This window comes from Kitasatospora sp. NPDC053057 (assembly GCF_044546945.1).
Lineage (GTDB): Bacteria > Actinomycetota > Actinomycetes > Streptomycetales > Streptomycetaceae > Kitasatospora.
Map to the genome: position 1 here is coordinate 38,911 of NZ_JBITZP010000014.1, position 14,417 is coordinate 53,327.

The 14,417-nt window shown below is 73.0% G+C and carries 7 protein-coding genes; all 7 read right to left on the minus strand.

Going from position 1 to position 14,417, the window contains the following annotated elements; all coding sequences use genetic code 11:
- Positions 1 to 9 precede the first annotated feature (9 nt).
- From ACIG5E_RS16915 to ACIG5E_RS16945, 7 genes are read right to left on the minus strand one after another with little or no spacing between them, the layout of a single operon-like run.
- Positions 10 to 1,797 (minus strand): ABC transporter ATP-binding protein, encoded by a 1,788-nt coding sequence (locus ACIG5E_RS16915; RefSeq protein WP_396534190.1) that lies wholly within the window; start codon positions 1,795 to 1,797, stop codon positions 10 to 12.
- On the minus strand, positions 1,794 to 3,398 hold the full coding sequence (locus ACIG5E_RS16920; RefSeq protein WP_396534191.1) for a (2,3-dihydroxybenzoyl)adenylate synthase: 1,605 nt from the start codon (positions 3,396 to 3,398) through the stop codon (positions 1,794 to 1,796). The genes ACIG5E_RS16915 and ACIG5E_RS16920 overlap by 4 nt, the downstream gene beginning before the upstream one ends.
- Before the next feature lie 34 nt (positions 3,399 to 3,432).
- Complete coding sequence (locus tag ACIG5E_RS16925; RefSeq protein ID WP_396534192.1) at positions 3,433 to 4,728, minus strand: salicylate synthase; 1,296 nt, start codon at positions 4,726 to 4,728, stop codon at positions 3,433 to 3,435.
- Complete coding sequence (locus ACIG5E_RS16930; protein ID WP_396534193.1) at positions 4,725 to 10,118, minus strand: amino acid adenylation domain-containing protein; 5,394 nt, start codon at positions 10,116 to 10,118, stop codon at positions 4,725 to 4,727. The genes ACIG5E_RS16925 and ACIG5E_RS16930 overlap by 4 nt, the downstream gene beginning before the upstream one ends.
- Positions 10,115 to 11,485, minus strand: coding sequence for an FAD-binding oxidoreductase (locus ACIG5E_RS16935; protein ID WP_396534194.1), 1,371 nt, complete (start codon positions 11,483 to 11,485; stop codon positions 10,115 to 10,117). Before ACIG5E_RS16935 ends, ACIG5E_RS16930 begins: the two co-directional genes overlap by 4 nt.
- Before the next feature lie 3 nt (positions 11,486 to 11,488).
- Entirely contained in the window at positions 11,489 to 12,184 is a 696-nt protein-coding gene (locus ACIG5E_RS16940) for a VOC family protein (protein ID WP_396534195.1), read from the minus strand.
- 11 nt (positions 12,185 to 12,195) lie between these two features.
- The gene (locus ACIG5E_RS16945) at positions 12,196 to 14,409 is read right to left on the minus strand and encodes a Gfo/Idh/MocA family oxidoreductase (protein WP_396534196.1); all 2,214 of its coding nucleotides are present in this window, start codon (positions 14,407 to 14,409) and stop codon (positions 12,196 to 12,198) included.
- Positions 14,410 to 14,417 lie beyond the last annotated feature (8 nt).

A 14,417-nucleotide genomic window follows, 5' to 3' on the forward strand; every position in this document is an offset into this window, starting at 1 on the left:
GGATCCGCCTCATCGTGCGTTCTCCAGGTCAGAGGTGGCGGTGACGGCGTTGAGGCCCCAGCGGGTGGCTTCCTCGTGGCGGGCCCAGAGCGCGGCGTAGCGGCCCTGGGCGGCGACCAGTTCGGGGTGCCGGCCGCGTTCGACGATCCGGCCGCCGTCGAGGACGGCGATCTGGTCGACGTCGGTGATGGTGTTGAGGCGGTGGGCGATGATCAGGACGGTCCGGCCGGCCGTGAGGCGGGCGACGGCCTGCTGGATGGCGGCTTCGCTCTCGGGGTCGGCGAAGGCCGTGGCCTCGTCGAGGATCACGATCGGTGCCTCGGAGAGGATGGCGCGGGCGATGGTGATGCGCTGGCGCTGGCCGCCGGAGAGGCGTGCGCCGCGTTCGCCGACCTGGGTCTCGTAGCCGTCCGGCAGTTCGGTGGTGATGAACTCGTGTGCCGCGGCGGCTTCGGCGGCGGCGTGGACCTCGTCGTCGGTCGCCTCCGGACGGGCGAGGCGGATGTTCTCGGCGACGGTGCCGGTGACCAGGAAGGGTTCCTGGAACACCAACGCCACGTGCCGGAGCAGGACTTCGCTGCGGATTTCCCGTACGTCGACGCCGCCGACGCGGACGGAGCCCGCGTCCACGTCGTGGAAGCGCGGGATGAGCCGGGCGATGGTGGACTTGCCGGAGCCGGACGGGCCGACGAGTGCGCAGACCGTGCCGGCGGGGATGTCGAGGTCGATGCCGTCCAGCGCCGTACGGTCGGGCCCGTAGCTGAAGCGGACGTGGTCGAGGGTGATGGCCGAACCGGTGGGCTCGCGGGGGTGTTCGGGTTCGGGCAGGGCGGGGGCGGCGAGCAGTTCGGCGATCCGGACGGCGCCGGCCTTGGAGTCGTTGATGTAGTTGGTCAGGTTCATCAGCGGTGCGGCGGCCTCGATCGGCATCGCGCCGATCAGCAGTCCGACCAGCAGATCGGTGTCCGAGATCCAGCCGAGCGCGTGCATCGGGACGGCGGCGGCCGCCACCAGCAGGAGCGTCGGCAGCGGCACGATGAACAGCTTCGTCAGCAGCCCGGAGGCGCGGGAGGTGGCCAGCCAGCCGGCCACGGCCTCGGTGAATTCCCCCACCGCGGTGGAGAACCGGCGGAAGGAGACCTGGCCGTCGTCGAAGGTCCGTACCACCGGCATGCCCTGGACGAACTCGACGACGGCGGCGTTGACGCTCTCGTTCGCCCGGTTGTATCGCTCGCGCTGCCGGGTGTAGTCACGGGAGAGCAGGGAGAGGCAGACCATCGCGATCGGGAGGATGAGCAGGACGGCGAGCAGCAGGCGCCACTGCACGACGCCGAGGGCGAGCAGGGCGGCCAGCGGTTGGGCGACGCCCGAGCCGATGAACGGCAGGGCGTCGGCGACCACGTTGTGCAGGGACTTCACGTCGTCCTGCACGATCTTCTTGATCGGGCCGGAGCCGAGTTTCTGCACCTCGCCGAGCGGCATACGGGCGAGGGCGTCGGCGAGCCTGCCGCGCAGCACCACTTCGAGTTCGTAGCTCGCCTCGTGGGCGGTGTTCTCGGCCAGCCATCGGGCTCCGAAAGCCAGCACCAGCGCCACCAGGGCGGCGACGGTCCAGCCGACGACGGCCGAGCGGTGGCCGCCCAGCAACGCGCCGACGGCGAGAGCCACGCAGAGGTGGCCGGCGACGGCCGCGAGGCCGCCGAACACGCCGAGCACAGCCGCCCGTCCGAGCCGGGCGCGGACGGCTGGGGCGAGGGCGACGAGTTCGAGGATGGTACGCACGCCGTTCTTGTTCATCGCGTCCTCCCGACAACCAGTTCGGCCAGCGCCCGCTTGTTCACCTTGCCGAGTGCGGTGCGTGGGAACGCCTCCAACACCTCGATCCGGTCGGGGAGTTTGAAGGCGGCGAGGCCGAGGCCGGTGAGGTGGGCGTTGAGGTCGGCGCGGGTGGGCGGGGTGCCGCGGGGGATGACGCAGGCGCAGCTGCGTTCGCCCAGGGTCTCGTCGGGGATGCCGACGACGGCGACGTCGTGCACGGCCGGGTGGCCGAGCAGGTGGTTCTCGACCTCCTCGACCGGGATCTTGTCGCCGCCGCGGTTGATGACGTCCTTGATCCGGCCTTCCACCACCAGGTGTCCGCTGGGCAGTTGGCGCACCAGGTCGCCGGTGCGGTAGTAGCCGTCGGGGGTGAAGGCGGCGCGGTTGTGGTCCTCGGCGCGGTAGTAGCCGCGCAGGGTGTACGGGCCGCGGACGTGCAGTTCGCCGATCTCGCCGGGTGCCACCTCGTGATCGTCGGCGTCGACGATCCGCAGTTCGTCGTCGGCGGCGAGCGGGCGGCCCTGGGTGTGCAGGACCAGGTGGTCGGGGTCGTCGTGGCGGGTGAAGTTGAGCAGTCCCTCGGCCATGCCGAAGACCTGCTGGAGGCGGCAGCCCAGGGTGGGGGTGACCCGGGCGGCGGTGTCCGGCTTGAGCCGTGCGCCGCCGACCTGGAGCAGGCGCAGGCTGCTGAGGTCTGCCCCGGTCCAGTCGGCGGCCTCCAGCCAGAGCAGGACCAGCGGTGGAACGAGGGCGGTGTGGGTGACGCGCTCGCGCTCGATGAGGCGCAGGGTGTCGTCGGGACTGGGGGTGGGGCTGAGCACGACCGTCCCGCCGGCGTGCAGCGTGCCGAGGACGCCAGGGCAGGCCAGCGGGAAGTTGTGGGCGACCGGCAGGGCGGCGAGGTAGCGGGTGTCGGCGTCGAGGCCGGTGACCTCGGCGCTGGCGGTGAGGTTGTAGAGGTAGTCGTCGTGGGTCCGCGGGATGAGCTTGGGGACACCGGTCGTGCCGCCCGAGAGCAGCAGCAGGGCGACGTCGGCGGGCTCGGGCGCCGGCAGTGGTCGCGGCGCGGCGTCGACGTCCGCGAGCGCGGTGAACTCGGCGGGGTCCCCGGCTATCAGGACGTGGCGCAGGGTCGGCACCTGGTCCCGTGCGGCGCGGGCGAGGATGCGGTGGTCGAAGCCGAGGTGGGTGTCGGGGGCCACGTAGGCGACGGCCTCGGAGAGGCGGGCCAGATGGACGATCTCCGTCTCCCGGTGGGCGGGAAGGGCGTAGACCGGGATCGCCCCGAGCCGGAACAGCGCGAAGGACAGGGAGAGGAACTCTGCCGCGTTCGGCAGGTGGACCAGCACGCGGTCCCGCGGGGCGATGCCGAGGCGGTGCAGGCCGGCGGCCAGCCGGTCGGCGCGTTCGTCGAGTTCGCGGTAGCTCCAGCGGCGGTCGCCGTCGACGACGGCGGTGTGCGCGGGCCGCGTCCGCGCCCGCTCGCGCAGCAGGGAGCCCAGCGTGCGACCGCGCCAGTAGCCGCGCTCGCGGTAGCGGGTCGCCAACTCATCCGGCCAGCCGGTGAATCCGTCTAGCATGACAGCCTTTCTCGATCGATCCGGTGTTGCCTGGTCAGCTCTGGGCGGGAACGACGTAGGGGGCGACGCTGGTGAGCTTCTCGCAGGTCTCCTCGTACTCCCGTTCCGGGCGGGACACGCCCACCACGCCGGCGCCGGCCCGCAGCCAGGCTCGCCCGTCACGCTGGTAGACCGCGCGGAGCACCAGCGCCGCGTCGAGCGAACCGTCGCTGCCGGCCATCAGGACGGCGCCGGAGTAGAGGCCGCGCGGTTCGTCCTCCAGCTCCTCGATCAGCCGGTAGGCGGCGGGCTTGGGGATGCCCGAGGCGGTCACGGGCGGGAACACCGCGCCGAGGGCGTCCCAGGCGGTGCGGCCCTCCGCCAGGGTGGTGGCGACGCGGGAGGCCAGGTGCTGGACACTGCCGCGCGGTTTGACCGTGAGGAACTCACTGACACGGGTGGTCTCCGGGCGGCCGACCGAGGTCATCTCCTCGACGGCGAGTCTGACCGAAGTCGCGTGCTCGAAGACCTCCTTGGGGTCGGTCAGCAGTTCGGCCCGCAGGGCGTCGTCGCGGTCCGGGTCTCCGGTGAGCGCGCGGGTGCCGGCCAGCGGCTGGGTGGACGCGGCACCGGTGGCATCGACCTCCAGCACCGTCTCCGGGCTGAAGCCGGCGGCCTGCCAGCCACCGAGGTCCAGCAGGAAGGAGCGGGCCGGGGTGTTGTGGCGCCGGCCGAGGACGTAGGTGGCGCAGAGGTCGACGGTGAACGGGATGGCCACCGGGCGCGACAGGATCACCTTCTCCAGCCGGTGGCGGCCGATCTCCGCGACGGCGTGTGCGACTCCGGTGCCGTAGGAGGGGCCGTCCACCCGGATATCGATCGGTGCGGGCTCCGGGTGCAGCGGTTCGGCGGGCTCTCCCAGGAGCTTGCTCGCGGCGTCGAGGGTGTCGCTGTCCAGGGCACGGATCCGGACCCCGTCAGCCGTCACCTGGAACTCCAGCCGAGGGATCATCAGGTGGGCCAGCCGGTCGTGGGCCGCCCTGCCGTCGCGGCTGGCGAGTTCGAAGCGGGCCCAGCCGTAGGCGTGCCAGTCGGCCACCGGCACCTGTTCGAGCGCCGCCCGGAGGGCGGGCCAGGGCGTCGTCGCCCAGGGCTCGGTGGTGCCGAACGTGCTGTGGACCTGGTGCGCGGCGACGTGGATCTCGCCCAGCGGGTTGCCCGCGACGTGCCAGCGCTGCCCGCGCTCGTAGACCACGTAGTCGGTGAGGAGGCCCGAGCGCACCAGGTGCGTGACGACGGCGAGCGGGTCGAAGCGGCCCTCGACCAGGGCCTCCCGGTAGTGCTGTCTCACGGCGCGGTCCTCTCTGCGGGGATGATCGGGGCGGGGATGATCGGGGCGGCGATGAGCTCGGCGACGCGGCGGGCGTTGTGCTCCTCGATGCAGGTGAAGTGGTTGCCCTCGATGTCGGTGACCGGGAGGTCGCCGAGGCAGACCTCGCGCCAGAAGGCGAGGGTCGTGTCGTCCATGCCGGGGGCGAAGCCGGATTCGCCGCGTGGGCGCAGGAACCGGATGTCCCCGGCGTACGGGGGCGGGGTGAAGCGTGCGGACAGGAAGCTCTGCCGGAAGACACGGAACATCGCGCCGACCATCTCGGCGGGCATCTCCTGGCCGGTCAGCTCGGAGACGGCGGCCGCGTAGCGGGCGAAGCGCTGCTCGCGGGTGTGGGCGGCGAGGTGGCGGAAGTACGCGGCGGCGCGGTCGAGTTCGTCGTCACCGCCGACCTGGCCCAGCGCGTCCTTCGGCACCCGGCCGCCGTTGCTCTCCAGCACCCGGGTGAAGGCGCGCAGCACGGCGGTGGAGTCGATCTCGCCGAAGCCGGCCTGCTGGAGGGTGATGTGCAGGTTGGGGATGAACAGGATCTCGATCATCAGGTCGTCCTCGACGTCGACGACCACGGGGTGGCTGCTCACCAGGACCAGGTCGTCGACCCGCACGCCGCGTTCCGCCAGGCGCCTGGCGACCTCGGTGGCGAACAGGCCGCCGAGGCAGTAGCCGACGAGCTGGAAGCGGGTGTGGCCCTCGGCCAGCAGCCGGTCCGTGTAGTCGTCGGCCAGCCGCTCGATGACCTCGGCGGGCTCCAGCGAGCAGTAGATCTCCGTGTCGGCGATGACGATGCCGAGCACCGGGCCGAGGTCCTGGGCCACCAGCTCCTTCGCCAGCGGCCGGAAGCAGTCCATGGTGCCGAGGCCCGCGTGGAACAGCACCCGAACCGGTCCGTCGCCGCCGGTGCCGAACGGCACCAGGACGGCGTTGCTGTTCTCGGCTCGCCGGTCGGCCAGGTCCTCGGCCGGGGCCGTCGTGGAGCGGTCCCGCAGGAAGCGGGCCAGGTCGGCGACGGTCGGGTGGTTGAGCAGCTGCCGCAGCAGGGTGTCGAAGGGCACGTCGGCTGCTTCGGGCAGCTCCTCGCGGAGCCGTCCGGCCATCCGGGCCGTGATCAGGGAGTCGGCGCCGAGATCGTAGAAGCGCTCGGTGCGGCCGACCCGGCCGATCGCGAGGGCGGCCGCCCACAGCTCCGCCAGCCTGGCCTCGAAGGGGTCGGCGGGTTCGTCGGCGCCGCTGGGCCGGACGCCGTCGGTGGAGACGGGGCGCCAGCCCTGGAGGGTGCGCCGGTCGACCTTGCCGTTGCCGGTGAGCGGTAGCGCGTCGACGATCTGGACGTGGGAGGGGAGCATGTGCGCGGGCAGGCGGTCCCGCAGGTGCCGCAGCAGCTCCGCCTCGCTCATCTGTGCCCGGTCGGTCTTCAGGCGGGCTGCGAACAGGTGGATGCCCTGCGGCGCGAGGATGTGCTCGTCGCCGGGCAGGCAGAGCACCTGACCGGCGCCGGCGGTCTTCGCCAGCAGCTCCCGCCACTGGTCGCGGTCGAGGTAGGAGGCACCGGCGGTGCGGCGGGCGTCCTCGGGGGCGGTCATCATGAACGCCTGCGAGGCCAGGATCCACGGGTGCTCCCGGGTCGGCTCGGTGAGGACCAACCAGCCACCGGGGGCGGTCAGTTCGGCAAGCCGGGCGAGGGAGGCCTCGGTGTCACGGGCGTTCTCCAGCACTCCGGCGGCCAGCACCACGTCGAAGGAGTTCGGCACCAGCCCCTGGGCGCGGTGGTCGGCGTCCACGTCGAACACCCCGAAGCGCACCCACGGATACCCGCCGAAGCGGTTCCGCGCCTCGGGCAGGAAGAACGGCGAGACGTCGGTGAACAGGTAGTCGGCTTCGAAGCCTTCCAGCACCTGGAGGACGCCTTCGGTGGTGCCGCCGGTGCCGGCGCCCACCTCAAGGACGCGCAGCGGGCGGCCCACGGGGTGCTGCGCCGCGATCTGCCGGAACAGCGAGGCCACGGCCTGGTTGAGGTAGCGCGCCATGCCGTGCTCGCGGTAGAGGGCGTCGGCGGTGTCGAACCTGCCCTCGGGGAAGAGCAGTTGGACAGGATCCTGGTCGCCGGTCAGCAGCGCGGGCAGGCGGTCGGCGTTGCGGCGCAGGTAGGCGAGGAACTCGCGTGAGCCCAACTCGCCGGTCCAGGCGGTTTCGAGCCGCTCCCAGCGGTCCGCGACCGCCGCCTCGTCGAGGGGGCCGGGGTCGGCCTGCGCGAGCACCGCCCGCCAGCGGGCGACCAGCCACGCGTGGCGCGGGTCGACGGACGCGCCGGTGCGGTCCAGCTCCGCCAGGGCGAGGGCCATCGAGGAGAGCAGGGCCGCGTCCAGGCTTTCCACGTAACGCTCGACCTGGGCGCGGGTCAGGCCCTCGACGGCGGGTTCCACGGGCATGACCGGCTCACCGCCGGTCGGGGCCGTCCGGGCGGTCTCGACCACGGCGAGCAGCCCGCGCTGGGCGCCCGCGCCGTCGAGGACGGCGCCCGCGGCCGCGACCGCCTGGTGGTCCAACAGGGCCGCCTCGACCTCGCCGAGCTCGATGCGGTGACCGCGGATCTTGACCTGGGTGTCCTCGCGGCCGAGGAACTCGATCTCCCCGCCGGGCAGATAGCGGCCGAAGTCGCCGGTGCGGTAGAGCCGTTCACCGTCGGGGTGCGTGATGAAGCGGTGGGCGGTCGTCCCGGGGTCGCCGAGGTAGCCCTGGGCAAGGCCGGCACCGGAGATGTGGAGCTCGCCGACGGCCCAGACCGGGCGGTCCCGCAGCGCGCCGTCGAGCACTCGGAACCCCTGGTTGGCCAGCGGCCGACCGTACGGGATGCTCCGCCAGCCGGGCTCAAGTCCGGTGCAGGGGTGGTGGATCGACCAGATCGCGGCCTCCGTCGCGCCGCCGAGGCCGACAACCTTCAGGCCGGGGACGCGGGCGGTGATCTCGTCCGGCAGGGTGAGCGGGATCCAGTCGCCGGACAGCAGGGCCAGTCGCAGCGAGGGGAGTTCGAGCGCCGGTTCGGTGGCGAGGTAGGTGGCGAGCATCTGCATCAGCGCGGGCACGGAGTTCCACAGCGTCACGCCGTGCTCGGCGATCAGGGACGCCCAGTGCGAGGGGTCGGTACGGCGCTCCGGGTCGGGGAGGACCAGCGTGCCGCCGGCCGCGAGCGGGCCGAAGATGTCGTAGACGGAGAGGTCGAAGCCGAGGTTGGCCAGGCCGAGGATGCGGTCCTCGGCGGTGACGCCGTAGCGGCGGTTGATGTCGGCGACGGTGTTGCCGGCGGCCCGGTGGCTGATCACCACACCCTTCGGACGGCCGGTGGATCCGGAGGTGTAGATCACGTACGCGGGGGCGTCCGGGTCCCCTGCCGCGGGATCGGCCGCTTCGGTGGCGGGCGGCAGCTGGTCCACGGCGATGACGGCGGTACCCTCCGGCCACTCGGCCGTCACCCAGGACTGGGTGAGGACGTGGCGGACCTCGGCGTCCGCCAGGATCGCGGCCCGTCGCAGCGGCGGCTGAACGGTGTCCACCGGCAGGTAGACGGCTCCGGCGAGCAGCGTGCCGAGGACGGCGGCGACCTGTTCGACGCCCTTGTCCATGACGATCGCGACCCGCTCCCCCGGCGTGCAGCCCGCCGAACGCAGGGCATCGGCGACGGCGGTGGCCCGGCGGGCGAGTTCGCCGTACTCGACCACGCCGTGCGGGCCGTACAGCGCGGGCCGTTCGGGTGTCCGGGCTGCCTGGGCGAACACCGGCTCGTGCAGCAGGGTGTCGGGCAGGGTGGTCGCGGTGTCGTTGGCACGGCGGCGTTCCTCCGCCTGCCAGGCGGGCAGCGGGACGGCGTGCGCGGCTTCCCAGAGCTCGTCGGTGTCGGCGAGGCCGCGCAGCAGGGTCTCGAAGGCGGCGAACATGTCGTCGACCAGACCGTCGGGGAAGATGCCTTCGCGCACATCCCAGTTCACCTGGAGGCCGTCCGCGTCGTCCATCGCCTGGCAGTCGATGAACACCTGCGGGGTCTGGGTGATGCCGAATCCGTCGAGCCGTCCGGTGGTGCGGCGGCCGTCGGCGTCCTCGCCGAGGCCGATGGCGCTGGTGAAGACGATCGGCAGCAGGGCGGCCTCGCGTCCGCGCCGGCGGGCGAGTTCGCGCAGCACCTCGACGCCGGAGCAGAGCCGGTGGTCGAGGTCGTCGAAGAGACGGTCCGTGATGGCCTTCGCCTGATCGGTGAAGGAGCGGTTCGCGCTCCAGTCGACGGCGAGCGGGTTGACGGACGTGAAGTCGCCGACGATCCGGTCAACTTCGGGGTGGAGGGGCAGCCGGTTGAGGACGGTGAGGTTGAGCGAGAAGCGCGGGCTGCGGCTCCAGCGTTCCATCGCGGCGGCGTAGGCGGCGAGCACGGCGGAGGACGGGGTGAGCCCGCGCCGCTGGGCGCGCCGCACGAGCCGTTCCCAGGCCGGGCGGTCCAGCTTCAGGAACCGGCGGCAAAAGCGCGGCTCCGTCTCACGCTCGGCGAGCGGGAGTTCCGGTGCGGCGGGGAGGTCGTCGATCCGGGCCCACCAGTAGTCCCGGTCGCGCTGGTAGCGGGGGCTCTCGCGCAACTCCCGTTCGGCGAGCAGGTAGTCGCGGAAGCGGAGCTCCAACGGCGGCAGCTCGCAGGCCGGGTCGGCGTGCAGGGCGTCGAACTCGGCCAGCAGCAGCCAGATACTGGCCCAGTCCGCGATCAGGAAGTCCATCGACAGGTGCAGCACCGCCCGGTCGGGACAGCGGCTCACCCGGAGGTCGAACAGCGGCCACCGGCTGGTCTCGTACACGCGGTGGCCCATGTCGGCCCGCGCCGCCTCCAGCGCGGCCTCGATCCGCCCGGGATCAGCGTCCCGCAAGTCGGTCGTCGGCACGGGAAGGTGGGGCACGGTCGGCAGGACCCGCTGGTATCCGTCGGCCTCGACGACGGCCCGGAGCATGTCGTGGCGTTCGACCAGCCGGTTCCAGGCGGCCTCGGCGCGCTGCGGGTCGAGGTCGGGGTAGTTGACCTCCAGGTAGACGTGGCAGGCGACCCCGCCGTAGCCGAAGGCGTCGTTGCGGCCGAGCAGGTAGGCGGCCTGGACGTCGGTGAGCGGGAACGGCTCGTGCGCGGTCGCCGGGTCCGGGGTGAGGGCGGTCGGTGCGCTCTCGGCCCGCAGGTGCTCGACGACGGCCGACTTGGCGGCCCTCAGCGCCTCCAGCTGCTGCGGGGTGATGGCGCCCTTCGGCGCGCGGTAACGGAGTTGGCCGCCTTCCTCCCACAGGGTCACTCCGACGCGGCGCAGTTCGGCGATCAGTTCGGTGGCACTCATGCTTCTCGGCCTTCTTCTCGGTCACGTCGGGGTGGGAGCGGCGGGATGTTGGCGTTGAACCGGAACACGTTCTCCGGGTCCCAGGTCCGCTTCAGCCGGGCCAGCCGCTGGTGGGTCTCGGGGCCGTAAGCGGCGTGCACCCACTCGGGTTCGGGGTCGGGCAGCAGGTTCGGGTACGGGCCGCAGGTCACGGGCTGCAGCGAGCGCCAGGCCTGGACGGCGGGCCGGACGTGGACGGGGTTGTCCGCCGCGCCGTACCACTGGGCGCAGATCTCGGCGAACCAGCGGGCCTTGCGGTGGGTGAAGGCGGTGGGTCCGGCCGGGGCCCGGCTGATCGCGCCACCGAGGGCGCCGAGGACGACCGAGAAGTTCGGCCCGGCCGCTGCCCATTGGGCGAGCAGCGAGTCGATGGTGTCGTCGGACAGCTCGGTGAGCAGTTCGCCCCGGTTGTAGACGTGCTGCTCGCGGTGGTTCGGCGGGGAGGGCAGCAGCCGCTGGTAGTCGGCGTAGCGCATCGGAGCGACCCCGTCGGCGACCGGCCGCGGACTGCCGTGGCGCAGCGGTGCGAGGATCTCCTCACCCTGGTCGGGGTCGCCGAACCAGGTGGGAACGAGCATCGCGCCGCGTTCGAAGTGGAGGTGTTCCGGGATGTACGGCAGGGGCGGCGCGGTCCAGACGATGGCGATCAGTGAGGCCTGGTCTGGTGCGGTCGCCAGCCAGTCGCGGGCTGTACGGAGGGCGGCGCCGACCTGCGGGGCGGGGTGGACGAGCGGCCCGGCGAGGACGTGGGTGACCGGGTGCAGCCGGAAGCCGAACCGGACGACGACGCCGAAGTTCCCCCCGCCGCCGCGCAGTCCCCAGAACAGTTCGGGGTGGTGCTCGGCGTCGGCCCGGATCCGGCGGCCGTCGGCCGTGACGAGGTCGAAGAAGAGCGCGTTGTCGCTGGTGAGGCCATGCTGGCGGGAGAGGTCGCCGACGCCGCCGCCCAGGGTGTGGCCGGCGATTCCGACGTCGGTGTTGCGGGCACCGGGCAGCGCGAGGCCGTGCCGCTGCGTGGCGGCGTCGAACTCGCCCCAGGTGAGCCCGGGTTCGGCGACCGCCGTGCGGGTGTGCGGATCGACGTCGATCCGCTTCATGCCGCCGAGGTCGAGCAGCAGTCCGCCGTCACAGGTGCCCCAGCCGGCGACGTTGGCGCCGCCGCCGCGCACCGCGACGGGCAGGCCGAGCCGGCGGGCGTGGGCCAGGGCGGCGATCACGTCCTCGGTGCCGGTGCAGCGGGCGATCGCGGCGGGGCGGCGGTCGACGCGGGCGTTGCGGACCCGCCGGGCGGCGTCGTATCCGGGGTCGCCGGGGGTGAGGAGCTGCATGGTCTAGCCCTTCCTGGCGGCTGCGGTGAAGACGGTGCCGTGCAGCTTGTCCGGGTCCAGGTCGGCGGCCAGTCCGGCCAGTTCGACGCCGAGGACGCCGGTGCGCGGCGCGGGCTCGGCGGCCAGCCGGCCGTCACCGCCGATCAGCGTCCGAAAGGTGGGCCGGTCGGCTTCTGCCACACCGAAGCGGACCCGGGCGACGCCCTCGGCACCGTTGGGGTGGGTGATCCGCGACGGGCGCTGCGGTGGGTCGTACGCGGAGACGACGAACGGCAGGCGGGCCGGGCGCGGGGCGAGGAACTGGTAGCGGACGGTCTCGCCGTCCGGGCGGGTGCGCCTGCCCTTCATCACCCGGGAGACGGCCAGGTTCGCCGCCCGCAGGGCGGTGCGGGTGCCGGTGAGGTCCAACTCGTCGGTCTCCAGGGCGAGATCGCGCCAGCCCTCGCCCGGCCGCGCCCAGCGGGCGAGCCGCTCGCCGGCGCCGAGACCGTGCACTGTGCTCAGTGGCCACCTCAGCAGGCGGAAGGCGGAAGGGAGTTGGAAGAACTCGATGAACGGGCCCTCGGCGAACCAGAGCAGGGCGTTGTGCGCTCGAGCGGGGTCACTGCCGAACTCCATGGTGAATCCGAGTTCGGTGAAATCCCGGACGGCCGCCCGGACGTCGTCGACCTTGCACAGGATGTGGCTGGTTCTCAGCATCGCGCAGTCCCTCAGCATCGCGCAGTCCTCGCGGCGAACAGACGCTGGCCGAGCGGCGCCAGGGGGTGGTCCTCGCCCGGCAGGGTCAGGACGTCGTCGAGGCCCACGGCTGCGAGGACGTCCAGCCACTGGCGGCGGGAGAGGAAGGTGGCGCCCGTTGCCGCGCGGGCGTCTTCGGGGGTGGTCATCATGAACGCCTGGGAGGCCAGGATCTCCAGGTGCTCGCGGGTCGGTTCGGTGATCAGCAGCCAGCCGCCGGGCACCAGCAGTTCGGCCAGTCCTCGGACGGTCGCGTCGGTGTCCCGCGCGTTGTTGAGGACACCGGCCGCGATGACCACGTCGGCCGAGCCCGGCTGGTAGCCCTGGGCCCGTGCGGCGCGGTCGATGTCGAACAGGTCGAAGCGCATCCACGGGTGCCGGCCGAAGCGCTCGCGGGCGGGGCCGAGGAAGAACTTCGAGACGTCCGTGAACAGGTAGTCGGCCTGGAGCCCGTCATGGGCGAGGGCGTCGACGACGGCCTCGGTCGTCGCTCCCGTGCCTGCGCCGATCTCGACGACGCGCAGGGGACGGGGCCCCGGGTGGGCGGCGGCGATGGCGCGGACCGAGGCCGCGACGGCGGCGTTCAGGTAGCGGGCGGTCACGGTGTCCCGGTAGACGGCGTCGGCGCGTTCGGTCCGCCCCTCGGGGAAGAGGAGCAGGGCGGCCTGCTCCTCGCCGGTCATCAGCTGGGGCAGGCACTCCGCGTTGAGGCGGAGGTAGTCGATGAACTCGGCCGTCCCGAGTCGCCCGGTCCATGCCTCGGCGGCGAGATCCCAGGCGCGTCCGACGTCGGCGGCACCGACCGTACGGGTGGCGCTCAGCAGGTCACCGTCGCGTTCGACCAGGCCGCGCTCCACGAGGACGTCCAGCCAGCGCCTGATCAGGCGGTGGTGGGCGGGTGCCACCTGGGCGTCGGCCAGGATCCTCGGCAGGCTGTGGCCGCCCTCGACGCCGAGGGCGAGCAGCATCGAGGACAGGACGGCGTCGTCGAGCCGTCCCACGAACGTGTGGGCCTGGTCGGCCGTGATGCCGCCCGCCTGCGGTTCGGCGCTGCGCATCGCCTCGGCGAGGACGCCGTGCAGGGTCAGCGGGCCCTGGTGCCTGCGCGCGGTCGGGCACCGGCCGGCGCCGACGGCGGCCACCGCTGCGGCCAGCTCACCTACGACCACTGGCTGGTGGATCTGCCCCGGGTGCGGTTCGGGATAGCCGAGCCCGGTGGTGACGTCCTGCCACATCCGGCAGAGCGTCAGCAGGTACTGGTCGGGTCGCTCGCCACCCGGCTCGCCGAGGACGGCGGCGCGGAGCGCGAGCAGGTCGCCGCCGATGGCGGCTGGCCACAGGTCGCGCAGCGTCCGCCGGAGGCCCGGGGGCTGGGGCGGCCCGAGCACGGTCGTCGTGGGCTCCCCCAGATGCTCGGTGTCCCGGCCCTCGAAGTCGAAGCGGTTCTTGACCGCGTCGGGGATGTGCAGGCGAGGGGTCCAGGTGACCGGGCCGTGTGTCTCGCCGAGGGTGAGGCTGCCGCCGGCCGTTCCGAGGGTCACGCGGTGCAGCAGGTGCAGATGGTTGTCGGGGTCGGTGGGATCGACCTGGTTCTGCACCCGCAGGGTGAGCGGCGCTCCCCCGATCCGTCCGGTCAGCACGGAGAACGGGCCGGCGATGCGGGTCGCGTCGGTCAGCTGCCAGGGACGTACCGCGCCCAGCGCATCACCCAGGATGTGCAGCAGCGGGAAGGCGACCTGCACCGAGCAGGCCGCGTCCACGTACTCGGCCGGCTGCCGGTCCAGCAGCGCGCGGGCCGCCGCCGTGAACCGGCGTACGGACGGCAGCCGTACGTACAGGTCGCCGACGCGGTAGTGGACGCCGCTGCGCCGCGCCTCGCGCAGGCAGGCGGCCAGGTCGTCGTGGTGGACCGGCTGTTCCTGGACGACGTGCACACCCCGGCGCAGCAGGCGCAGCGCCAGGTCCGTCCCGGCTCCGCCCATCACCCCGGAGCGCAGCACCACGCAGGCGAGGTCGATGTCCCCGGGCAGCTCCTCGGGGTCGGTGAACAGCGGCACGCCGTACCGCTGGGCGCACTCGACGGAGCGCGGGCTGCCCTGGGCGAGCACCCCGGCGATCTCGAACTCCTCCGGCAGTGCGGCGAGTGCGGCCAGGTAGAACTGGCCGAAGGTCGTCCCGCACACCACTGCCCGCA

Coding starts and splice junctions, on each gene's coding strand:
- ACIG5E_RS16915 (WP_396534190.1), bottom strand. CDS start 1,797: ATGAACAAGAACGGCGTGCGTACCATCCTCGAACTCGTCGCCCTCGCC.
- ACIG5E_RS16920 (WP_396534191.1), bottom strand. CDS start 3,398: ATGCTAGACGGATTCACCGGCTGGCCGGATGAGTTGGCGACCCGCTAC.
- ACIG5E_RS16930 (WP_396534193.1), bottom strand. CDS start 10,118: ATGAGTGCCACCGAACTGATCGCCGAACTGCGCCGCGTCGGAGTGACC.
- ACIG5E_RS16935 (WP_396534194.1), bottom strand. CDS start 11,485: ATGCAGCTCCTCACCCCCGGCGACCCCGGATACGACGCCGCCCGGCGG.
- ACIG5E_RS16940 (WP_396534195.1), bottom strand. CDS start 12,184: ATGCTGAGAACCAGCCACATCCTGTGCAAGGTCGACGACGTCCGGGCG.